The 24,126-nt window shown below is 29.3% G+C and carries 18 protein-coding genes and 1 other annotated feature; of the genes, 9 read left to right on the top strand and 9 right to left on the bottom strand.

Features of this window, described 5'->3' with window-relative positions:
• Positions 1-105 precede the first annotated feature (105 nt).
• Positions 106-930: a class I SAM-dependent methyltransferase gene (locus tag HBE96_RS22700; protein WP_169299979.1), complete on the bottom strand. Its 825-nt coding sequence runs from the start codon at positions 928-930 to the stop codon at positions 106-108.
• Positions 931-1,149: 219 nt separating this feature from the next.
• Between HBE96_RS22700 and HBE96_RS22695 the strand changes: the two genes are divergently transcribed.
• From HBE96_RS22695 to HBE96_RS22675, 5 genes are read left to right on the top strand one after another with little or no spacing between them, the layout of a single operon-like run.
• Complete coding sequence (locus HBE96_RS22695) at positions 1,150-2,403, top strand: HD-GYP domain-containing protein (protein WP_169299978.1); 1,254 nt, start codon at positions 1,150-1,152, stop codon at positions 2,401-2,403.
• A gap of 60 nt (positions 2,404-2,463) precedes the next feature.
• Positions 2,464-2,919, top strand: coding sequence for a tRNA (adenosine(37)-N6)-threonylcarbamoyltransferase complex ATPase subunit type 1 TsaE (tsaE, locus tag HBE96_RS22690; protein ID WP_169299977.1), 456 nt, complete (start codon positions 2,464-2,466; stop codon positions 2,917-2,919).
• Between the two features lie 3 nt (positions 2,920-2,922).
• Complete coding sequence (gene tsaB / locus HBE96_RS22685; protein ID WP_169299976.1) at positions 2,923-3,636, top strand: tRNA (adenosine(37)-N6)-threonylcarbamoyltransferase complex dimerization subunit type 1 TsaB; 714 nt, start codon at positions 2,923-2,925, stop codon at positions 3,634-3,636.
• Positions 3,629-4,078 (top strand): ribosomal protein S18-alanine N-acetyltransferase, encoded by a 450-nt coding sequence (gene rimI / locus HBE96_RS22680; RefSeq protein ID WP_169299975.1) that lies wholly within the window; start codon positions 3,629-3,631, stop codon positions 4,076-4,078. Before tsaB ends, rimI begins: the two co-directional genes overlap by 8 nt.
• 41 nt (positions 4,079-4,119) lie before the next feature.
• Complete coding sequence (locus HBE96_RS22675; protein WP_169299974.1) at positions 4,120-4,386, top strand: metal-sensing transcriptional repressor; 267 nt, start codon at positions 4,120-4,122, stop codon at positions 4,384-4,386.
• A 182-nt stretch (positions 4,387-4,568) separates the two neighbouring features.
• On the opposite strand, the gene HBE96_RS22670 is transcribed toward HBE96_RS22675, so the two are convergent.
• Together HBE96_RS22670 and HBE96_RS22665 are read right to left on the bottom strand one after the other, a co-directional pair.
• Positions 4,569-4,976: a hypothetical protein gene (locus tag HBE96_RS22670; RefSeq protein WP_169299973.1), complete on the bottom strand. Its 408-nt coding sequence runs from the start codon at positions 4,974-4,976 to the stop codon at positions 4,569-4,571.
• A 154-nt stretch (positions 4,977-5,130) separates the two neighbouring features.
• Positions 5,131-6,276: an AlbA family DNA-binding domain-containing protein gene (locus tag HBE96_RS22665; protein WP_169299972.1), complete on the bottom strand. Its 1,146-nt coding sequence runs from the start codon at positions 6,274-6,276 to the stop codon at positions 5,131-5,133.
• A 406-nt stretch (positions 6,277-6,682) separates the two neighbouring features.
• Between HBE96_RS22665 and HBE96_RS22660 the strand changes: the two genes are divergently transcribed.
• Positions 6,683-6,847, top strand: coding sequence for a zinc-ribbon domain-containing protein (locus tag HBE96_RS22660; RefSeq protein ID WP_007061817.1), 165 nt, complete (start codon positions 6,683-6,685; stop codon positions 6,845-6,847).
• Between the two features lie 41 nt (positions 6,848-6,888).
• On the opposite strand, the gene HBE96_RS22655 is transcribed toward HBE96_RS22660, so the two are convergent.
• Entirely contained in the window at positions 6,889-7,452 is a 564-nt protein-coding gene (locus HBE96_RS22655; protein WP_169299971.1) for an ECF transporter S component, read from the bottom strand.
• Positions 7,453-7,694: 242 nt separating this feature from the next.
• Here HBE96_RS22655 and HBE96_RS22650 point away from each other — a divergent pair, with 242 nt between their 5' ends.
• Positions 7,695-7,850, top strand: coding sequence for a hypothetical protein (locus HBE96_RS22650; RefSeq protein ID WP_169299970.1), 156 nt, complete (start codon positions 7,695-7,697; stop codon positions 7,848-7,850).
• A gap of 123 nt (positions 7,851-7,973) precedes the next feature.
• Positions 7,974-8,963, top strand: coding sequence for a phosphatase PAP2 family protein (locus tag HBE96_RS22645; protein ID WP_169299969.1), 990 nt, complete (start codon positions 7,974-7,976; stop codon positions 8,961-8,963).
• A gap of 68 nt (positions 8,964-9,031) precedes the next feature.
• Here the strand turns inward: HBE96_RS22645 and HBE96_RS22640 are convergent, their stop codons facing one another.
• Complete coding sequence (locus HBE96_RS22640; RefSeq protein WP_169299968.1) at positions 9,032-10,624, bottom strand: peptide chain release factor 3; 1,593 nt, start codon at positions 10,622-10,624, stop codon at positions 9,032-9,034.
• A 269-nt stretch (positions 10,625-10,893) separates the two neighbouring features.
• Here HBE96_RS22640 and yidA point away from each other — a divergent pair, with 269 nt between their 5' ends.
• Positions 10,894-11,709 carry a sugar-phosphatase gene (gene yidA, locus HBE96_RS22635; protein ID WP_169299967.1) on the top strand — a complete coding sequence of 272 codons (816 nt, stop codon included), beginning with the start codon at positions 10,894-10,896 and terminating at the stop codon, positions 11,707-11,709.
• 62 nt (positions 11,710-11,771) lie between these two features.
• Here yidA and clcA read toward each other — a convergent pair whose 3' ends face one another.
• The 4 genes from clcA to HBE96_RS22610 form a co-directional block, all read right to left on the bottom strand.
• Positions 11,772-13,346, bottom strand: coding sequence for a H(+)/Cl(-) exchange transporter ClcA (gene clcA / locus HBE96_RS22630; RefSeq protein WP_169299966.1), 1,575 nt, complete (start codon positions 13,344-13,346; stop codon positions 11,772-11,774).
• An 87-nt stretch (positions 13,347-13,433) separates the two neighbouring features.
• Positions 13,434-14,438 carry a tryptophan--tRNA ligase gene (gene trpS / locus HBE96_RS22625; protein ID WP_169299965.1) on the bottom strand — a complete coding sequence of 335 codons (1,005 nt, stop codon included), beginning with the start codon at positions 14,436-14,438 and terminating at the stop codon, positions 13,434-13,436.
• A 52-nt stretch (positions 14,439-14,490) separates the two neighbouring features.
• Positions 14,491-14,726: a binding site (T-box leader), on the bottom strand.
• 51 nt (positions 14,727-14,777) lie between these two features.
• Positions 14,778-15,152, bottom strand: a complete 375-nt coding sequence (locus HBE96_RS22620; RefSeq protein WP_169299964.1) for a desulfoferrodoxin — start codon at positions 15,150-15,152, stop codon at positions 14,778-14,780.
• 505 nt (positions 15,153-15,657) lie between these two features.
• Positions 15,658-24,126 (bottom strand): glycoside hydrolase family 94 protein (locus HBE96_RS22610; RefSeq protein WP_206155038.1); only part of this gene is annotated, 8,469 nt, incomplete at its 5' end.

Genomic DNA, 24,126 nt, shown 5'->3' with positions numbered 1-24,126 from the left:
TCTAATAGACAAATTCCATCTGAACCTTAAAACCAATTTAAAAATTAACATACAATCCTATTTTACATAATGTATTTTAACAATGCAAATAATTATACTTTTTTATTATTTATCTTTATTCCAAAGCATCCAGGCAATTTTTGCATCAACACTCTCTTTAATTTTTCCATTTTCACTTATGCTCTCCAAATGACTTTTTACAATATCCTTGAAATTTTCAATTTGAGAATCCTGGAATTGAAGTGTATAACCTTCTACTGCTTTCTCCAAACTCCATTCTTTTATCCACTTAACGTTTCTATATTGAATTTCTGGATGTATCCCCATGCTCCATAAAATATTAAAAGCATAATAAATATTATTTTCAAATTTCTTACTACAATCTTTGCCTAATATTTTTTCTCTAAGATCATTTTTAATTTTATCATTTCTATATACGAATCCGCTCATAAAACAATATTTCTTTGATGCCTCAATCATTTTTGTTAAAGCATTCTTACTGTTTATTGCTGGAGTCATAGCTGCAAATACAAGATCAAATTTTTCTTTCCAATTGTAATCATCTAAATTCAAATTTTGCCATGCTATACGTTTAAACTTAATATTATCAAATCTAGAATTTTTTATATTTTGATTAGCATATTCCAACATTTTAGATGATATATCAATACCTACAATGCCTTTTGTGATTTTTGCAAATTCCAAAGAATGCTTTCCCACTCCACAACCAATATCTAATACAGTACTATCCTTATTAATTACATTTTTTGAAATAAGGAACTCTATTAAATCTGCTTTTTCTGTTTTTTTATCTTTATTGCTTAAAATTTCATTAAATTCATCAGCTCTTAAATCCCAAAATTGTTTTGATAATGATAAATTTTTCCGCTCAGATTCACCCCACACTTTTTCAAAAATTGTACTATCCATACTAACTCCACCCCCACTATATTTCAGAAAAATATCCAATAATTTTTCTACTTTACTTATTCCTCAATTCCACATCTACTGTGATTTATCCTCTTCCTATAAATCATCTTCAAAAAATAAAATTGTACAATTTATCTAAAACCAACCTATATATGTTTTACATATAAAATACTTATGTTAAAATTATATAAGATTATTATAATTTTAGTGAGGTTACATATGAACATAAGTATAGATAATGTAATAAGAGCTATGTCTATATCACTGGATTTATCTCAGGTAAGTTCAGAACATGATACTCCAGTTATAGAAAACATCTCAAACGTTGATTATACAAGCCATAAGTTTATTCATCATTCTCATAGAACTACATATATGGCTTTAGAAATAGCTAACTTTATAAAATTAAGTGAAGATCAAAAAAAGCAGTTGTATGTTGCTTCACTTTTACATGATATTGGTGCAGCTAATTATTTAGTTCAAAGCCATTCATTTAATTCTTTTATAAAAAAGCATTGTGAAATTGGTGCAGATATAACTAAAAATTTCCCCATTTTTAACAAAATTTCTGATATAATATTAAACCATCATGAAAACTTTGATGGTAGCGGTGCTATGGGGCTTTCTGGAAATAACATTCTAATTGAAAGCCAAATTATAAGAATTTGTGATCTAATAGAAATTTTGTATAATGAAACTATACCCCCTCTTAAACAAAAAAATAATATTATATCCTGGATTAAAAAAAACGAGAATGTGATTTTTTCCAGCAAATTAGTGAACGCTTTTTTACAAATTTCATCTAAGGACCTTTTTTGGTTTAACATTGAAAATATATCATTTATGGAATTCATATTGAATACTGTATCTCCTAACATAAATGAGTGTTTAAATTTAGAACAATTTCAAGATATAGCATACATATTTTCAAATATAATAGATAATAAAAGCAAATTTACTGCTACCCATTCTAGGGGAATTTCAGAACTTGCTTATACTGTTTCAAAATTTATTGGATACCCTGAAGATAAATGCATAAAAATGAAAATTTCTGGTTTACTTCACGATATAGGTAAACTTGCTATTCCAACGAGCATCCTTGATAAAAATGGTTCTCTGACTTCACAAGAATTCGATATTATTAAATCTCATGTGTATTATACAAAAGTAATATTAGATAGTATTGTTGGTATAGATGACATAAGTGATTGGGCATCTAATCATCATGAAAAACTTAACGGCAAAGGATATCCTAGGTCTTTATCTGCTAACCAATTATCAGAAGAAAGCCGTATTATAGGAGTTTGTGACATTTATCAAGCTCTTACAGAAGATCGGCCATATAGAAACGGATTTCACAGCCAAAAAGCTTTTGACATAATGGATAACATGGTTTATGAAAACCTTATTTGTAAAAAAGCACTTACTCTTTTAAAAAAAGCATTAACTTTTAATAATAAAATTTCTTCATAAAGTACTGTCACTTTTCTTTTTGTACTGTTTTGGTTAAAATATCATATGAGGTGAATTATAATGAATTTTATTGTAGATAGTGTACAATCAACTGTAGAGCTTGGGAGTAAATTAGGCAGTATTGTAAAACCTGGTGATATAATATGTCTTAACGGAGAACTTGGAACTGGTAAAACTCATTTTACTAAAGGCATCGCAAAGGGCCTTGAAATAACTGATCCTATAACTAGCCCAACTTTTACTATTGTTAATGAATATACAGGTCGTTTAAAATTATATCATTTTGATGTTTATAGAGTTAATGATCCCGACGAAATTGAAGCTATTGGCTTTGATGAATATATTTTTAGTGATGCTGTTACCATTATAGAATGGTCAAACTACATAGAAGAGCTTATTCCTAAAGAACATATATCTGTAAAAATTGAAAAGATACTTGAAAAAGGTACAGATTTCAGAAAGATCTCAATGGAATATTGTGGTAACAGATACGATTATATAAAGGAGTTAAAATAAAATATGAAAATTTTAAGTTTAGATTCAGCTACAGAAGCAGCTACTTGTGCTGTAATAGAAAATGATAAGTTACTTGGTGAAATAACACTTAATTATAAAAAACAACATTCTATTTTAATAATGTCCATGATAGATAAGTTATTAAAAAATTTAAAAATAGATATAAATTCTTTAGATGGGTTTGTAGTTTCAAAAGGTCCTGGTTCTTTTACTGGACTTAGGATAGGTGTTTCTACAATAAAAGGGTTAAGTCAGGGTACTAGTAAACCTTTTTTGGGTGTTTCTTCACTAGATGCTCTTGCTTATAATTTAGCCTATACAGAAGGTATTATATGTCCTATTATCGATGCCTTACGTAATAATGTTTATACTGGATTATATCATTTTGTTAACAATGAATTAAAATTAATTGATGATTATAAAATTATTTCCATTGATGATTTAATTTCTACTATAAATGAACAAAATTATAAAGTTTGTTTTATAGGAGATGCTGTTTATAAATTCAAAGAAAAATTAAAGGATAGTATAAAAGACGTTAGCTTTGCTCCTGCACATCTTAACGTAGTAAAAGCTTCTTCTCTAGGTGAAATAGGTTTAGGACGTTTAAGTTCGGGAATTAGTGATAACTTATATACATTTTCACCCTTGTATATTAGAAAATCTCAAGCTGAAAGAGAATATGAAAAAAAAATGGAGTCTTTAGCAAGTGAATAATATCGAAATACTTTCTTTAAAGCAAGAACATATAGATAGTGTACTTACTATAGATTCTTTAAGTTTTCCAACACCATGGAGCAGATCTTCTTTTGAGAATGAAGTTACAACTAATAAATTTGCAAGGTATGTAGTTGCTAAGAAAGAAAATGTTATAATAGGTTATGCAGGTATGTGGCTAATCCTTGATGAAGGACATATAACTAATATAGCAGTTCATCCTGAATATAGAGGTATAGGTGCAGGAAACCTTTTATTAGAAGCTTTAATTGAAATATGCCGAATTGAATGTGCACACAATATGACTTTAGAAGTAAGAAAATCTAATATAGTAGCTCAAAATCTTTACAAGAAGTATGGATTTTTAGAAGAAGGTTTAAGAAAAGGTTATTATGCTGATAATAAAGAAGATGCCTTAATAATGTGGAATCACAATGTATGAATAAGTAATGTACCTCAAAATAGAGAGGAGTTATAAAGTAAGTGAATGAAGAAAAGAAAAAAGCTCTACAATGTTTAAAAACCTCAAAAGGTCAAATAGAAGGAATAATTAAAATGATTGAAGAAGGAAGATATTGCATTGATGTGTCTAATCAAATAACTGCTGCTCAATCATTATTAAAAAAATCAAATTTACTAATTCTAAAACAACATCTTAATCATTGTGTTAAAGATGCTTTTATAAATAATAGCGGAGATGAAAAAGTAGATGAAATAATAGATTTACTTTCTAAGTTATTAAAAGATTAAATTGCAGATTTTGTAGGCTATTAACTTTATAAAAATATAATGATTAAACAAAAAATATTTAGGTATTAATTTTACAAAAACTTATATATACTTACTTAATTTTTAATCAAAAAATTCCAAGACTGGATTATGCATCCAGTCTCTTATATTAATGGTGACTTATTTTCTATTTTAAATTTTGTCTAAGCTACATACTTTTTTATAAATTCCGGCATTTCTTTATCCCCATTTATATTAATGTAAAAGTCAATATTATTTTTATCCATCAACTTTTCTATTAAATAAAACAAATGTGCCGCATCTTGAAGATTTTCTTCTACAATATTAAACAATCCATCAATAAAAACTGTATCAATATCATAGTCTTCTGAAAGTATGCCGCACAAAAAACCATAAAAACTTTTTTGATCTTTTAAGTAAAATTCATTAGTAGCAATAAATCTTATTCTTCTATCTAGTTCCAGTAGTGGTCTTCTATCATCATCGATATACACAATATGTCCTTTACAAGATAACACTTTCTCATTAGCAAGATTAATTAACGCTTTTGTTTTGCCTGAACCTCTCTTGTTGCAAAATACATGAATCATGGTTACCACCCCTTACTTTATTATTTTATGCCACTCTTATAAGTAAATTATATAATATTCAGAATATTTTTTCAACATATTGGAATCATTTTTTAAAAAATATTCTTAAATAATTACACTCATTGCAAAATTAACCAGATGTTTTTTTATATGGTTACTTAAACTTTTTTACACCAGGATATATAACTTTAAATTCACCATCTTTAATAGCATTTATAAAATTAATCCTTCCCTTATTTTTAAAAGCCTTCTGTATTCTATTGAATCCTGTTCCGTTTTTGCCAAACCTACCCTTTTTATCTAATGTAATTATTTTTTCATATATCCACATATTCCTTCTCATATAATTAATAGAATTTTGATTTTTACCCTTTAATAATATTCCAGGACTAATTATGGCAACACTATTAAAATCTATTATTATCTCTATCTCTTTATAATACATTGTATAGTCCCTATACAAAACAGCATTTCTTACTCCTTCATATATCGAATCTATAGGATATGTTTTAGGTAATATCCTTTGTAAAATTTCTTCACTTTCATCCATCATAGAGAGAAGATCGCCCTGAATTATTATAATTTCATTTGAACTTTTACTGGTTCTATTAGTTATTTTTATCATATTGTGTGATATATATACATTATTTTTTCTAGAAAAAATCAAAAGTCCACCTAAAGTTGCCATATATCTTCCTGAATCCTTATCCATATGTATAATAGATGCATTTTCCATAAGCTCTACTCTATTATCATCACTTACTTCTATACCTTGAGAACAGAAATATCTATCCACTATCTCATTATCTATACACTTTAAATTACTCCCAGGTATCGGGAATAGTTCTATATTTAAACTTAGATTTTCTTGAAGTGCGGAAACTATTTCTTGCTTTCTCATAGTATCATTAGTAGAACCTCTTCTTATATAAAAAGCACCATTATCTTTTATTTGGTAAGGTTTTTGAGGACCATCATATATGCTTATAATAGCTATCTTTTTATTATCATAATCCATAAACTCTAAGGAAACGGGTATAGGCGGCTCAATTCTTGAGCTCACGATTTGTTGTATTTTTTCTTCGCTAAAAGCATGATTTTCTATTCCTACTATCCTCTTAGTCTTGTCTTCTATTCCTATTATTAAGTAACCTCTTCCCCCTCTAGAATTAGCTATAGCACATATGTCCTTGGCTAACTCCTTTCTACCACTATCAGTTTCTATTTCTATAGATTGTTTAAAATCTAATTTAGTCCCCTCTGATTTTTTTAGTAAATTTAAAAATTTCTTTCTATCCATATTAAAAACCTCAAATTCATTATATAAATATATATATTCAAAAATTTCAATAAATATTTTAATAGATTTATTATACATCACTTATAAGCATATTGTTCAACTAGATTAATAAAATTTTTAACACTTTTCATGTTACTAAATGAAAATAATTTTTATTTAAAGCAAAAAACACTTGACAGAGAAAAAGCAAGTTATACTTAGATATTCAGAGCTAATACAGATTAACGAGCATAATAGAATTTAAATATTGTTTTTTTTTTACAATATGCTATAATACAAGTATAGAGTATATGCTCTGTTATTTTATAAGTGGGTTAATTTTTCCAAGGTATTCTATTCTCCTTTTTTTCATAGGAGGTAAGTTATCCAAGAAAATTAGTCCTATGATTTTAAGGAGGTTTTTTTAATGGCAGATAAGACTATCGTATGTAAGGACTGCGGAAATGAATTTGTATTTACTGAAGGAGAACAAGAATTTTATAAGGAAAAAGGATTTGAAAATGATCCTGTAAGATGTCCTGATTGTAGAAGAAAAAGAAAAGCAGAAAAAAATAGAATGAGAAATAGCTAATTTAAGTTATTAAAAAAAGAGGTTGTTTAACCTCTTTTTTATTACTTTCTTATAATGTTAGCCTTCTTCAAAACTTTTCCTAACGGTAATGCTAACGCCATTCCTGCTGCCACCTGAGCTATGTTTCCTGGAATTTCTGCTGCTGATAAAACAAAAGCTTGCACAAATGCTATTTTAGTTACAAAATGCATTATTATAGCTCCAGCTAGATAATATGCCGCTATCATCCATATACCAGCTAAAACAAATGCAAATATATTATTAAAAATATTATTACCATCGTAATTTTTTCTATAAGCTATAGTAGCTGCTATATATGCCATAACCCCTTTTATTACAAAAGTAAAAGGTGCCCATATTGCATAAGGTGAAAATAGATCAAATATACACATTCCTATTGCTGCTGATAAAAAACCTTTCTTTCTGCCTAAAAGTATTGCAGCTAAAAATACCATACTGTCACCAAGATGAACTACTCCTTTAATAAGTACACCGCTAGGTATATTGATTACAGCAGTAGCAATATACGTTATGGCTGCCATAAGGGATATTTGAACTATATCAGTGATCTTTAATTGACTATTAGCTAAATTTTTACTTTCCATTGATAACTACACTCCCCATACAATTTTTATTTATAATTATTATATTAAGATTTCTATAAAATGCAAAGTGTATGGGTACGATATCTTTAGGCTTCTAAAAATTTAAATACCTATTTATTATAATATTTTTTAATATAAATGATAACAATAAAATAATGTATATATAATATTATTTTTATCATTTATATTAAACGTTAATTAGCTTTAATAACTAAAGTAAACTTTCACAGGAGGTTGTATTTATGACATTTTTACGTTGGCTAGCTGGCTTTGCTATATTATTTTGTATAATTGGACTCATTTTTAAGATAGGCGGAAGCTTTATAAACCTTCTTCTATTATTTGCAGGTTTAGTATTTATTTCTGACATTTTATTTTCTAAAAAGAAAGATATGTGAAATTTTAACTCTGTTTGCAACTAAAAATTTGTAAACAGAGCTCTTTTTTTGTTTATTTAATATGTACTTAAGAATATAGTCATGTTATAATTTATTTTGTGTATAAAGGAGGTAAAAAAATTTATGTTAAACTTAAACATTAAAAGTACTTCAGGAATAGCACACAACTTGCTTTCTAAAGCACTTGACTTATTGAATAGATATTATTTTATACTTATAGGTTTGTATTTTTTGAAAAAAGCTATAGGGGTTGCACTGCATTCTCATTCTGGTGTAGATTATAAAGCATATCTTTTTTTATTAGCTTTTGCCAGTTTTACGACCTATTCTGAACTAAGAAAAGATGTAAAATGGATTCCATTTTTAATATTATGTATTCCATTTTTGATGTTTATATCATATATAAATGTTCATGGATATGAATTTTGGGGCAAAATGTTAAGCTGGCAAATAAGTAGGAGTATTGTTGTGGACTTAAATCCTATATTCAGCAAGATACCTTTTAATGATGCTGCTTTTGCAAGAGTATATAAGCCTGAAACTCTTACATGGATTTTAAGAATGGTTTATAATAATGGATTTGTTCTACCTGTTCTACTTCCTCTTTACAGAGCTGCTATATCTAAAGATTTTAAAAAAATGATTAGATATGCTTTAAGTGGACATGTTTTGCAAGTATTTTTAATTACACCATTTTATTTAACATTCCATCTACAAGAGGTTTGGTTTGTTCTTGGACAACCTGATGGGTTAGCTAGACACTTTTCAAGTCCTGCACAAGCTGCAGGTACTGCTCTTAACTGTTTTCCATCTATGCATACATCCATAGCCTTTGCTATGTTTTTACTAGTTATGAGAGAAAAAAATAAATTATTCAAATACTTATGGGGATTCTTCTGCTTAAGTGTAGTATTCTCTACAATGTACCTTGAAATACATTGGGTTATAGATGTGCTCGCTGGAATGCTTCTTGCATATTGTACTGTTAAATTGGTAGATTTCATATTGGATAAAGGTAAATCATTAATCCAAGCACCGCTTAGTTCTATATATTATAGAACTATTCATTCAACATATTTAAGTGATTATAATTTTCGTTCATTACAACGCTAAAATTTAAGGTTTAAAATTTAAGTATATTTTATACTTGAATTTTAAACCTTTTTTATAATTATACTAGTTTATTCACTCTTACCTATATCAGACAGGGTAAGACCTTTATTATGATCTAAAGCCCAGTTTATAGCCCATTCACTTTGGAATATTAATATGTTTCTATCTTTTAAATCTTTTACTAACTTTGTATCACTAGTTAAAATAAGCTTTTCAGGCTCTACTTCTGAACTTTCTATCCATCTTATATTTCTATAAGCAAGCATATCCATTTTGATATCTACATTATATTCATTTTTCATTCTATATTCTAGAACTTCAAACTGTAATACACCTACTACTCCTACTATAATTTCCTCTATGCCTATATGCAATTCTTTAAAAACTTGAATAGCACCTTCTTGAGAAATTTCTGTTATTCCTTTTATAAATTGCTTTCTTTTCATAGTATCCATAGTTTTTACTCTAGCAAAATGTTCTGGAGCAAATATTGGTATTCCTTCAAACTTGAACTTCTTAGAATTTGAGCATAAAGTATCTCCTATTCTAAAAATGCCTGGATCAAACACTCCTATTATATCTCCTGCGTAAGCTTCTTCAACTATTTCTCTATCTTGTGCTAAAAATTGTTGTGGCTGTGCTAGCTTTATCTTATTTTTTCCCTGGACGTGGTAAACTTCCATTCCTTTTTTAAACTTTCCTGAACATATTCTCATAAAAGCAATTCTGTCCCTATGAGCAGGATTCATGTTTGCTTGTATTTTAAATATAAATGATGAGAAATCATCATTAAATACATCTACTTCACCTTGATCAGATTGTCTAGATAGTGGTGGAGTTGTAAGCTTCAAGAATTCTCTTAAAAATGGCTCTACACCAAAGTTTGTAAGAGCACTTCCAAAAAATACAGGTGTAAGATTTCCTTCTCTAACTTTCTTTAAATCAAATTCATCTCCAGCAATATCTAAAAGCTCTATATCTTCTTTTAACTTATCATGAAGCGCTTCACCTAATAAATCCTTAAATACATTATCATCTACATTACCTTCTATTGCTTCTACTTGAGTTTGGCCATGGTTTCCGCCATTAAAAACCTCTATAAGATTTTTATTTCTATCGTAAACTCCTCTAAAATCTGCACCTGATCCAATAGGCCAATTCATAGGATATGACTTTATTCCTAAAACTTGTTCTATATCCTCCATAAGTTCAAAAGGATCTTTACTTTCTCTATCCATTTTATTTACAAATGTAAATATAAGTATCCCTCTAAGGCTACATACGTGGAAAAGCTTTTTAGTTTGCTCTTCTACTCCTTTTGCAGAGTCAATTACCATTACTGCACTATCTGCTGCCATTAATGTTCTATATGTATCTTCACTGAAATCTTGATGTCCTGGTGTATCCAATATATTTATACAGTAACCATCATAGTTAAATTGCATAACTGAAGATGTAACCGAAATACCTCTTTGCTTTTCTATTTCCATCCAATCGGATACTGCATGTTTTGAAGCTTTTCTTGCTTTAACTGAACCTGCTAATCTGATTGCACCTCCGTATAATAACAACTTTTCAGTAAGTGTTGTTTTACCGGCATCTGGATGTGATATTATGGCAAAGGTTCTTCTACTTTCAATCTCTTTCGTTAAATCCGCCACACTTCTCTCTCCTCTTCCTTTTTTTGCTTTCATCAATGATTTTAACTTTATTATAGACCAATGTCAACTTAACTTATTCTTGTTTTAATAAGTTATATAACAAATAAAATATTTAAAATTTCTTAAATGAAGTTGGTATGTAGAGTAAACGTTTAATTTTTATTTAGACGCTTTTCTATAGTTAAATATACTGACCACACATTATTTCTTTTAATTATACAAATGTTATAATAATTATGTCAGTAAAACTATAATTTTGGAGGTAATCTATGTACAAATTATTAGCTCTTGATATGGATGGTACTTTATTAAATAAAGATAAAACTATATCTAAAGAAAACTTTGATGCTATTGAAAATGCTAAGAAACGAGGAGTTAAAGTAGTATTGGCTACTGGACGACCTTTAAAAGGTATAGAAAAATACCTAAATCAGTTGAATTTAATAACTGAAGAAGATTATGCTGTCGCCTTTAATGGTGCTGTAGTCCAAAATACTAAAACAGGTGAAATTTTATCTCAAACCTTAATGTCAATGGATGATGTTAAATATCTATACGACTTAAGTAAAAAACTAAATGTTAACATTCATGTATCTACACCTACTTCTTGTATAACCCCTAAACTTAATAAGTATACTAAACATGAAGCAGATATAAATGGTCTTGATATTGAATTATTAGACCTTGATAATCTAGATTCCAATACAACTATAATAAAAGTGATGTTTGTAGATACTGACTCCATTCTTGATAATGCTGTTAAGCAATTTTCGCCCGAAATTTATGATAAATACACTGTAGTAAGAAGTGCACCATTTTTTCTAGAATTTATAAACAATAAGGCTAATAAAGGTGTTGGCGTTGATATTCTTGCTAAAAGCCTTGGAATAAAAAGAGAAGAAGTAATATGTATGGGTGATGCTGGTAACGATATTCATATGATAGAATATGCTGGCCTTGGAGTAGCTATGGGTAATGCTTTTCCTGAACTTAAACAAATTGCTAACTATATAACAAAAACCAATGAAGAAAATGGAGTGGCTCATGTAATAAATAAGTTTATACTAGATGATGAGGCATGCTAAACTTAATCAAACAATTAATATGATTGATATGGAAAGAGTATATCCATATCAATCATATTTTTTTACAAATCTATACACTTTTCTGCTAAAGAACACAAATGCTCCCTTACATAATCAGCATTATTTTCATTTGATAGTACAATTAAATAATCTCCTGCACAAATTGATGTATTCCCTCTTGGTATAATTTCATCCTGTCCTCTTTTAACTGATACTAATAAACATTCAGAAGGCAATTGTACTTCTTTTATTTTCTTTCCATCTAAAATTGAACCCATATAAACTGCTATTTCTATAATTACTTTTGCCCCTTCTTCACCTTTAAACTTATTAGTGCTTGTACTTAAAAACTTATCCAATAATACTTCATATATTGGCTTTGATTTCATTATATCAGCAGTAATATATGCTATTAAACATACCAAACTAACTGAAAGTAAATGTGAAAAAGATCCTGTCATTTCAGTAATTAAAACACACCCTGTAATAGGCGATTTAACAATTGCTGCAAAGTAACCTGCCATGCCTAATATTATAAGGTTGTTTATATAATTTTGATCAAATGCAAATAAAATCTTTATTATATCACCATAGGCTATTCCTATTAATGCACCTATAACTAAAAGTGGAAGAAAAATTCCACCTGGTACTCCACAACCAAAACTTGTCATAGTAAAGAAAAACTTTACTATAAGCAATATTAATAGTACTTTTAAGGAAAATGAACAATTTACAAGAGAATTTACTATTTCATGTCCTCCTCCTAAAACTTCAGGCAAACTTAAACCTACTACTCCTGATATAAGAAATGCTATTATTGGTCTTGCTTCTTTAGGCAACCATTTTTGTTTAGCGTATATCTCCTGACTTTTAAATATACACTTATTAAAAGCTACACCTAATATTCCTAGAATTATACCCAAAATAATTATGTAAAAATAACTGTCTAGTGGTATTGGTTTTAAATCTTTAAAATTAAATACTGGCTTTAATCCAAAAAAGTGTTTGGAAACAAAATCTGCTGTTATAGATGCTGCTAATGCTGTTGTCATAACTATAGGTGAAAAGTTTTTATGTACCTCTTCCAAAACAAAAATTACACCTGCTAATGGCGCATTAAATGCTGCCGCTAAACCTGCACTAGCACCGCTAGTTATAAGAAACTTTTCTTCTACTTTAATTCTTTTTAAAATTCTTCCGACTCCTTGTCCTACAGCTGCTCCCATTTGAACAGAAGGGCCTTCTCTTCCTAAAGATAATCCAGCACCTATACAAATGGCACCACCTACAAACTTGCTTAGTATTACTTTCCACCAGTTCATGGTAAGCTTCCCTGACACTATTCCTTCAACCTGTGGTATACCACTCCCTGAAGCCATAGGTTCATGTTTTATAATTATTCCTACAATCCATCCTCCCATAATAAGGAATATTATCCAAACAGGAATTATAAAAACATTCTTTAATTGTATTGTATAAATGTATCTGGCAAAACTAAGCGATTTTTCTAATGCATATCTGTAACTTACAATTAATAGACCTGAAAAAAATCCTACTATAATGCCCTCTATAATAATTTTTAATCTAAAATTATTCCATTTAGACAAAATGTTTTTAGTATTATTTATGTTACTCAATTATAAACCCTCCACCTGTTAAATTAAAAAGATGCATATTAAAACGCATCTTTTTTTAGGTTATATAATTATATTACCACTTTAACATTATTTCGACATAGGTATGAATCCAATTTTTTTCTGCATTTTTCTAAGCATTTTATTAGAAACATAATAAGCTTTTTCTGCACCTTTCTTATATACACTTTCAAGATATTCCTTATTCTCTATTAGTTCTTTTACTTTTTTCTGTATAGGCTCTAACTCACTTACTATCGCTTCTGCTACATCATTTTTAAATTGAGCATATCCCTGTCCTTCATATTTCTTTTCTATATCTTCAGTACTTACACCAGTAATAGCATTTAATATTGTAATTAAATTTTTAATACCTGGTTGATCATCTGTATATTTAACTACACCTATGCTATCTGTAACACATCTATTTATTTTCTTTCTTATAACTTCTGGTGGATCCATAATTAATATATAACTATTAGGGTTATCTGCAGATTTTGACATCTTTTTAGAAGGTTCCTGTAAATCCATTATTTTAGCACCTAATTTTGGTATATAACCTTCCGGTAAATTAAATGTTGGACTATATAAGCTATTAAATCTTTGTGCAATATCTCTTGTAAGTTCAAGATGTTGAGTTTGATCTTTACCTACTGGAACTAAATCTGCATTATATAATAATATATCTGCCGCCATTAATACTGGATAATTCAAAAGTCCTGCACACACAGATTCACCATATCTTTTTGATTTATCTTTATATTGTGTCATTCTTCCAAGCTCGCCTATATATGTGAAACAATTTAAAAGCCATCCAGCCTCGCTATGTGTAGGAACATGAGATTGTATAAATATTGTATTCTTTTCAGGATCAATCCCTGCAGCTAAGTATATTGCTAACACTTCTAGAGTTCTTCTTCTTAAATCCTTTGGTTCTTGCTTTACAGTTATAGCATGGAGATCTACAACACAAAAATAACAATCATATTCATCTTGAAGCTTAACCCAATTCTTTAAAGCTCCTAAATAATTTCCTATAGTTAAATTTCCTGATGGTTGAATTCCACTAAATATTACTTTTCTTTTTTCTTCCATTTTCATTACCTCCTAATATGTTCATATAAAAAAGCCCTATGATTTTTATTAATCATAGGGCGTATTAAACACTGTGCCACCTAAATTCAAAAAGATAATAGATCTTTTCCTTGTTAAGATACATACATATCCTGCCATTGTAACGTAAGGCCTACGTCAAAAGAGTACTTTTAATTCATCCTGATCCTCCAAGACCCATTCAGCTTAAACATAATTACTGTAATTCCAGCATCTACAGCTCTCTTTAAATTTGTTTTAAGCTTACTTACTTCTTATCAAAGGATTTTATATATATTTCTTTTAATTTATAGTATTCCTTTAACACTAAATTGTCAACATTTATTTCTTCCACAAACCATGAACATTGCAATATTCTCTAACAAATAAAATTTCTTCATCTACCTTGAATACAGCTTCTGGCTTTTCTCCTGGTTTTAAATATTTTCTAAATACCTTATTTGCCGTATTTACTTCTATCCACTCAATATAATGATTTTCTAACATAGGATGTTCAACTTCTCCCACCTTTACAACTATACCATTTTGCAACTTTTCTATAACAGGTATATGTTTTTCAACTGCTGCATCTGTAGTATTTTCTGAAAGAAGTACCATAGGTTTTCCGCAGCATACTAAAGTTCCTCCAGCTTTATGAACAACTTCTACCATATTCCCGCAAACTTCACATTTATAAACTTGCCTAATCTCAGTCATTATTATTCCTCCTTAACACTATATATCCATTGATAGCTCAGCTTTCTCACATATAAAGATTTGACTTGGTATAATCACATTGCGAAACAACTTTTTCAGAGGACAGAGGCCAGTGAAGGTAAGTTTTCTTCCTGCTGTCAGAAAACTAATTTATCTGATGGCTATCTACTGTAATACTCTCACTTCTATCAAAGTGAGATATAACAGTAGCTACGCCCCTAGATAATTCATCTGAACTTGGTGTGAGAAGCAAAGCTCTAAAGAAAAAGCGATTCACTTTAAATCAAAGATTTAAGTTCTCTGCTTTTCCCACTAAGTAAGATTCATTGATTTTTAAAGCTCATTTTGCTAACGCAAAAGAAACTTTAAATTTATATAAGTCAGCAATATTTCACTTTAGTGAAACGAGTCATCAAAAATTTAATTAAAGATTTTTCGTAGCGCAGCGGAAAAAATCCTCCTTCACTGTCCTCTGTCCTCTTAAAAATATTGCTTCACAATATTTTTAAATCACAACTTTTACTTTATGATCTCCATCTTTGAAGAAAGGAATTATCTTGTTATCTATCTTATTTCCATCTACCCATAATCCTCTTTTTTCTCCTCTTTTTACTTGTATAGAGTACTTACATTTTTCAAGATTATAGTATATATCATAGTTATCCCATTCATCAGGTATACATGGCTCTATAGTAAATCCTTCACTTTTTCTAAACTTTAAACCAAGTATGCCCTCTACTCCCGTTCTATACATCCAACCAGCAGCACCTGTATACCAGCTCCATCCACCTCTTCCTACATGGGGATCTACAGTATAAACATCTGCAGTCATAACATAAGGTTCTACTTTATAAGTTTGGCATTCCAAACGAGATTCTGCATGATTTATTGGATTTATCATATTAAATAGATTCCAAGCCTTATTATTGTAACCCATTTTAGTTAAAGCTAGTATTACCCATATAGATCCATGAGTATATTGACCTCCATTTTCCCTTACTCCTGGAACATACCCTTTAATGTAACCAGGCTCTAAAGAAGATTTATCGAAGGCTGGTGTAAGTAATAATATTATACCCTTATCCTCCTTTACAAGGTTCTTCTCTAAAGCATTCATAGCTTCCTTTACCCTGGATTCTTTTCCTGCCCCAGATATAATAGCCCAAGATTGTGACAGTGAATCTATCTGACATTCATCATTATTAATAGATCCTAGTGGAGTTCCATCATCAAAATATGCTCTTCTATACCAGCTGCCATCCCAGGCATTCTTTTCTAGATTTTCTCTTATAAATTCCTTTAATTCATTGTACTTAGCTACATTTTCAAAATCTGACTTGTACTCACATATAGGAATAAACTTATCTAATATACTATACAAAAACCATCCAAGCCATACACTTTCTCCTTTTCCTTTGTTGCCTACAGTACTCATACCATCATTCCAATCCCCAGATCCCATTAAAGGTATATTATGGCTTCCAAACTTTAAGCCTCTTTCTATAGCTTTTATACAATGCTCATAAATAGTACCTTTTTTCTGAGATATTTTAGCTATATTATATCTTTCATCTTCACCTTCTTTTAATGGTTCATCTTCTAAGTATCCGGCCTCTTCATCTAAAATATTATAATCTCCTGTATTCTGTATATAATCTGTAGTTACATAAGGCAGCCATAATAAATCATCTGAAAATCTTGTTCTTATACCACTATCTACTATAGGATGCCACCAATGCTGCACATCACCTTCTAAATATTGTTTTGAAGCACTATAAATTATATGCTCCCTTGGTATATTATTGTCTACATAATTTATAGCCATTACATCCTGCAGTTGATCTCTAAAACCATATGCTCCCCCTGATTGATAGAAAGCTGTCCTTGACCAAAATCTACAGGATAAAATCTGGTACATTAGCCATCCATTTAATAAAATATCCATGGATTTATCTGGTGTTTTAACCTGTATAGTATTGAGTAATTTCTGCCAGTAATTTTTAGTATTGTTTAATTCATCTTCTGCTTTAAATTCATTATTGTATTTCTTTACAACCCTTTCTACTTCTTCAAAAGTTTCTCCTTGACCTAATGCTATTAATATATATTTTTCTTCTTTTTTATCTAAATTTATTTTTACATTTTCAGCTAAACAAGGATCAAAACCTGCACCTACAGTATCTGAAAGTTTTTCAAATTTCATAGCTTCAGGTTCCCTCACACTTCCACCTCTTCCAAGAAACTCTTTTCTATCACCTGTAAAAGATACTCCTTTTCCTCCAAAGGTTTTTAAATAGCAAATAAGTTTTCCAAAATGTTCACTATACGGATTTAAAGCATACATATATCCTTTTTCCTTATTAAATTCGGTAAAAATATATTGAGCACTTTGTTCATGAGTTACTCCAAGTACTAACTTTGCATAATAGCTTATGGACAATTTTCTTTTTTCATTTGTATTATTTTTAAGTTTTATTCTGCATAATTTAACACTTTCATTTACATCAACGAACATTGTCATTTCTCCCATGATGCCATATGCTTCATGTTTAAAATTTGAATACCCAAAGCCGTGCTCTATAATATATTCACCACTATCCCTTATAGGTTTAGGAGATATACTCCATAAATCGCCTGTATTCTCATCTCTTACATATATTTGTTCAGCTTCTCCATCTATTATTGGATCATTTGACCAAGTAGTTAACTTATTTTCTCTACTATTCTTATTCCAAGTATAAGATATCCCACTTTCAGAAACATGAAAACCAAAACTATCATTTGAAATTACATTTATCCATGGAGCAGGAGTAGTTTCCCAATTTTTTAGTACTATGATATATGAGTTATTTTCATGATGAAATCCTCCAAGACCATTAAAGTAATACAATTTAGGTATATCAAAATTACTAGGAACAAAACTATAGTTTTTAGGTTGAACTTTAAGTAATTCCGCCTCTTTTCTAGATTCATCTTCTTTATGTTTTATTTGTGACGCTACAGAGCCCTTGTCGCCATCAATTACCAATCTGGCTATAGCCATAAGTAAGTCTACATCTTCTTCTTTTATGGTAGCCTTACTGTGCAAAAAAACTCCCCCTGATTTATTTTGTTTATCTCTTGCATAACTGGAGTTTATTAAATCCCTTATAGAATCCTGTAAATTTTGTGTATATGAAGCATTCTGTAGATTCAATATAACTAAATCTACTTTTAAGCCTTTTATATTCCAGTATTCATGAGCATTTAATAATTGTCTTACTATGTCTACATTCTTATCATCTCTAACTATAAGTAATACTATAGGTAAATCTCCAGATATTCCATAAGCCCATAATGCTGATTGGCCCTTATTTATATGCTTTATATACTTCTCCCTGTCTCTAAATAATGTATTTAAAAACAAAATTTTAGATGCCATAAGTTGATAAGTATTAGCTTGAGGAGACTTTATTCCAAGATATTTCATTTCCACCTGTATTTCTGTCCATGATAGTTCAAAGATTCTATTTACATTATGCATATCTCTATATTTTTCAGAAAGCTCAATAGCTTCCTGTCTAGAATCAGCTGTAGCTGTAGTAAATGCTATTTTGCAACTTTCCCCTTTTTCTATCTTTACTCTCACTCTTATACTTATTATAGGATCTAATACTGCACCACTAGTCATTTTTAACTGTACATTATTATCCATAGCTTCAGGATTTGATAAATCTCTTCCCCTGCCTATAAAATTGGCTCTACTTGTTTCATATTGAATTGAACCTAGTAAGTTTCCCTCCACTGCAATAGTTTGCATAACCCAAGGCTGCTTTGAATCTTTAGATCTAGGTCTCCTATTAGCGACTATACACTTAGCCTCATCTACAAATTCTGTCTTTATGAACAAATTTCCAAAAGACGGATGAACCAAATCTGCATTATATGGAGCTAATGTTATCTCGCAATAACTAGTAATTTCAATTTCTCTGCTGTGATCACTTTGATTAGTTAGAGAAATTTTTCTCACTTCAGCATTATCCTCATTAGAAACGGTAACTTGTGTATGTGTTTTAATATTTCCATCTTTTCGCTCAAATTCAGCTTTGTCTAATGAAAAAGTAACATTATATTCATCTCCTTCAGATTTGCATGGTTCATATGCTGTGCCCCAATACTCACCAGAATTTAAATTTTTTATATAAAAAAACATTCCTGTACTATCTGTAGTTGTATCTTCCCTCCATCTATAAACTGTCATGTCATCTTTTTTAGCATATCCAGCACCGCTGTTAGTTATCATTAATGAATACTTTCCATTAGACATAATATGAGTTTCTGGCATTTCTGTTTTTGCTATGTTATACCTTCTTGCAATTAAATTTTGTTTTTCTGCTATTATATCAGTATCTTCATATTGCTGTTCTCTATCATATACAACATTTTTTGATTTTTTCTCTTGAAGAAGCAGTTCTGTGGCCTTTACTCTTGGTATTCTATGAAATCTTTCTTGAAGTATACTATCATTTATTACATTATCTAACGACATTAAACTCATCCCCTGATGATGTACCATAAAACATTTAACTTTTGCACTTCTCTTTCCTTTAGGCAATCTTTCTTTAGTATAGTCTATAGATTCATAAAATCCATATATACCTTCCATACCAATATCAATAAGCTTTTTTATATTATTAAAAGCCTTTTTTAAATCAATTTGCAGCGCCATAACTGTAGAATATGGGGATATTACTAAATCCGTCATAAGGCCTCTCTTAAGTCCTATACCTGGTACACCAAAAGCTTTATACTGATAATTTAAATTCACATCAAAATTATAAAAAGCCGATTCTGATATTCCCCAAGGAACTTTTCTCTCTTTACCATACTTTTCCTGACCACCTACTACAGCTCTATAAGTTTCATACAATAATGTATCAGGATAAGCTTTCATAATTAAAAATGGCATCAAATATTCAAACATAGTTCCTGTCCATGACACAAGACCTTTATCCTTACCAATCATAGTCAAAGATCTTCCTAACTTAAACCAATGACCTTTCTCTATATCTCCTTTAGCTATAGCTACAAAACTAGCCTGCCTTGCCTCTGATGCTAATAAATCATAATAACATTTATTTATGCTATCATTTTCAACATCATATCCTATAGAAAAAAGCTGCCTTTTTTCATCATATAACATTCTAAAGTCTGTACTTTCAGCAATTTTACTTAATCTTTCTCTTAAACTTATTAATTTACTTAAAAATGTTGTTATTTCATATTTGCCACTTTCTAGCATTAAATTTATTTCACTTATCCATTGTTGGTCATCTTTAAATTTGCTATAAGCTTCATTAAGTTCATTTTGAATATCTTCAATTTCTTTAGGCAAATTTTTTAACGAGCTTTCAGTTGGAATCTCTGTTAATCTTTCTTTTATAAACTCCAATTTTTCTGGTGTCTTTAATAACATATCAGCCCATGGAAAAAAGACCTGTATTTCATTTAAGTACTTACTTATACTATATTTTAATTTGTTATTCCAATATAAATCAGTACATTCTTTAACTTTACTTATTTCCATGCACTTAGTCCATACACTCTCCAGTGTATTTTTCCAGGATAATATATTAAAATCTTTATTACTAAATTCATGTATTAAATGTATATAAAAATCTTCTATATTGCTAGAACTCTTTATCTCATAGCTAGCAAGTTTTAAATTATCAGTTACAGCTAATAATACACTTTTCTTTACAACTGAACCTGACATATACTCATTTATCGTCTCATTAGTAAGCCATAAATATCCTATTAGATTCCCGCTATCTACTGTTGATATATACTTGGGATAAAGAGGATTTTTAGTTTCAGTATCATACCAATTGTAAAAGTGTCCTTTAAACTTTTCTAAAGATTCCATATTAGATACTATTTTATCCATTCTTTGCTGAAACTCAAGTATACCAATATATCCAAAATCAACTGCTACAATATTGGATGTAAGTCCCATCCCTATGTTAGTAGGTGAGGTTCTATGGGCTACCCCATTATGAGGATCTTCCTGATAATTATCAGGTGCCAGCCAATTATTTTCTTCGTTAACAAAGTCCTCAAAATAGGACCATGTTTTTCTAGTAACCCTTCTCAATATTTCTTCCTGTTCATTTGTTAATTGATGTTTTTCTCTTTTTGTTTCTCTACTTATACTATAAGCTATCCATGGACTAGTAAACCAAATAATAGCGGAGGGCATTATTAACATTCCTGAATCTAAAGAATTTTGAAAAGCTATAAATGCTATAAATACACTTACAGCACTAGCTACCCACATAAATTGTACAAAATCTATAAAACTTCTACCGGAACTCTTTTCTGCATCTTCAGCTGTTTGCCATTGAAGAAAATTCTTTTTACTTATACTTAATCTATATAATGTTCTAATTATAGCGTCTATCATTAAATATGCTTGATGTGGCAAAAAACAAAATATAAGAAAAACTTGTTCTAAAACATTTTTTCCATTACTCAGTTTTCCTGAAAGCCCTATACCTTTAATAGGTGAAATTACTGTTTCAGATACATCAAATAATATAGGACATAAAATAGAAATAAAAGCTATAGCTAGCCATCTATCTGGATTTTTAAACATTAAGAGTGCTAAAATGATAAGTATCATTATAGATGGTGCTAAAAGACTTCTCCTTAAATTATCAAATACTTTCCATCTTGATAACTTATTTAAATGATTTTTTTTAAATATCCACGGAAGAAGCTGCCAGTCACCTCTCGTCCATCTATGTATCCTTTTACAACTAGAATTATAATATGCAGGATATCCATCTATAAGCTCTATATCTGTAACTAACGCTGCTCTTATATAAGATCCCTCTAATAAATCATGACTTAATACTGAATTTTCAGGGATTTCACCGCTGAGTATGTTGTTAAAAGTATCCACATCATATATACCTTTTCCAGTAAATATTCCCTCATCAAATAAATCCTCATATACATCAGAAATAGCTGTGGTATACATATCTATTCCAACTTCACCTGAGAATATTTTTGAAAACATAGTTTTGTTTGCACTTAAAGTTCCAACTCCTATTCTAGGTTGCATAAGTCCGTGCCCTCTTAATACCACTTTATTATTAGAATCTATATAAGGTTTATTTAAAATATGATACATGGACCCTATCAGCCTTTTTGCACTATCTCTAGGTAATTGAGTATCTGCATCCAGTGTTATTACATATTTAATATTATATAAATTTTCTACATTTCCACTTACAACATCATAACTTGTATTCTTGCTACCTTTTATTAGCTCATTAAATTCCATTAACTTACCACGTTTTCTTTCCCACCCTAACCAAATTCCTTCTTTTTCATTATATTGTCTATATCTATTAAAAAAATAAAATATATCTATACCATTTTTACTATACTTATCATTTAACGCTTTTATCAACTTTAAAGCCGTATCAACTATGCTTCTATCATCTTTTTCTTCTTTCTGTACACTATCTTTAAAATCTCCTAAAATACCGAAATATATATTTTCTTCCTTATTGGCTAAATAATATACTTCCATATCACTTATTAATTCTTTTACTCTAGTTTCACTTGGTAATAACGTAGGAATAACTACTATTGTACTAGCTTCTACAGGTATACCCTTTCTAAATTCTATTTTGGGAACAAATCTAGGTTCTATTAACTTATTTATGCTCCAATTAAATGTGGATACAACAATTTCACTGCATGGAATTAAAATTGCAATTCCTGCTATAATATACTGCCACAAAATAGTTCTTTCATCATTGTAATAGCTTAAAACTAATATTAAACTTACTAATAAAATTGTAGAAAATATTATAGTTCCTATGTAAAAATTAACATTTCCCTTAATAAATTTACTTTTTATACTGTGAACTTTACTTTCTTCAAAAGATATCTTTTTCTTTAAGCTTTCAATACCATGATCTATTATGTAATATCCTACATGTTCCTCATATTTTTCCGAATCAGCATTATTTTTTGCTTCTAAAGCACATTCTATTGCTCTTTTAGCTATAAGAGATTCAGGTACATTCATACACTTTGCTAACTTTTCTATACTATGTCTATAATAGTCTCTAGATTGAAAATCCATATTTTCGTATATTCTAAAAGGATCTTTTCTTAATATATTTTCCACATAACTTAATTTTTCAAAACTTACCTTCCAATTTAAAGTTCCTACTTCTCTTATACCAGTTATAGAGTTTCCTATAGAAATTTGATATCCAGCTTGTTTCTGATGTTCAATATTTATCATTCTTTCTAAATTAGTTTCCTCATTATCTAATTTTTCATCAATCCACTTATATATAATTGTGTTTTCTGTTTCATTATCTCTTAATACTTTTAAAACTCTTTCAACCATGTGAGATGTAAATATTATATCTTCAAAATACAGTTTTTTAATTTCATCCTCTACTGTATTATTATTAACTGCATCTATAAGTCTTTCTGCAAGTATATCTCCTTTCTCAATTTCCTTTTGTGCAAAAACAATTCTTTCAATTATTTTACTTATATTTTGAATAAGAGCTATTCTAATCATTATAGGCAAGGCCCAAAGTTCTCCACTGGTTAATATAGTGTTCTTTTGATATACACTAATAAATGTTTCTATAGTTTCTTCATCAATTGCACCATCAGTATGTGAAACTAACTCTACAGCTATATAATAAATTCTAGGATACCCCTTCATAATTCCTTTACTCATAATGGGTAAATTCTTGTAATATGATTCAGGCATGTTAACTTTTACATCTTCATATTCCCTTTGTATCAAATAAAGATTGTCTAAAAGCCATTCTGCTGCCTGTATCACATGTTTATTATTGTTAACTTTCTTATCTATATACTCATATCCCTTTAATATTTTTTTGTAACTAATATCCAAACTTTTCATAATTCTTCTTCTGCAATTACTTTTTTT

The organism is Clostridium muellerianum (assembly GCF_012926525.1).
GTDB classification, from domain to species: domain Bacteria; phylum Bacillota; class Clostridia; order Clostridiales; family Clostridiaceae; genus Clostridium_AM; species Clostridium_AM muellerianum.
This window is presented reverse-complemented; position numbering and strand designations above follow the sequence as displayed.

Excerpts from the sequence above, each read along its gene's own strand:
- HBE96_RS22665 (WP_169299972.1), bottom strand. The coding sequence starts at position 6,276 with ATGGATAGAAAGAAATTTTTAAATTTACTAAAAAAATCAGAGGGGACT.
- yidA (WP_169299967.1), top strand. The coding sequence starts at position 10,894 with ATGTACAAATTATTAGCTCTTGATATGGATGGTACTTTATTAAATAAA.
- HBE96_RS22650 (WP_169299970.1), top strand. The coding sequence starts at position 7,695 with ATGACATTTTTACGTTGGCTAGCTGGCTTTGCTATATTATTTTGTATA.
- HBE96_RS22695 (WP_169299978.1), top strand. The coding sequence starts at position 1,150 with ATGAACATAAGTATAGATAATGTAATAAGAGCTATGTCTATATCACTG.
- tsaB (WP_169299976.1), top strand. The coding sequence starts at position 2,923 with ATGAAAATTTTAAGTTTAGATTCAGCTACAGAAGCAGCTACTTGTGCT.
- HBE96_RS22670 (WP_169299973.1), bottom strand. The coding sequence starts at position 4,976 with ATGATTCATGTATTTTGCAACAAGAGAGGTTCAGGCAAAACAAAAGCG.
- HBE96_RS22660 (WP_007061817.1), top strand. The coding sequence starts at position 6,683 with ATGGCAGATAAGACTATCGTATGTAAGGACTGCGGAAATGAATTTGTA.
- HBE96_RS22700 (WP_169299979.1), bottom strand. The coding sequence starts at position 930 with ATGGATAGTACAATTTTTGAAAAAGTGTGGGGTGAATCTGAGCGGAAA.
- trpS (WP_169299965.1), bottom strand. The coding sequence starts at position 14,438 with ATGGAAGAAAAAAGAAAAGTAATATTTAGTGGAATTCAACCATCAGGA.
- tsaE (WP_169299977.1), top strand. The coding sequence starts at position 2,464 with ATGAATTTTATTGTAGATAGTGTACAATCAACTGTAGAGCTTGGGAGT.
- HBE96_RS22620 (WP_169299964.1), bottom strand. The coding sequence starts at position 15,152 with ATGACTGAGATTAGGCAAGTTTATAAATGTGAAGTTTGCGGGAATATG.
- HBE96_RS22655 (WP_169299971.1), bottom strand. The coding sequence starts at position 7,452 with ATGGAAAGTAAAAATTTAGCTAATAGTCAATTAAAGATCACTGATATA.
- HBE96_RS22645 (WP_169299969.1), top strand. The coding sequence starts at position 7,974 with ATGTTAAACTTAAACATTAAAAGTACTTCAGGAATAGCACACAACTTG.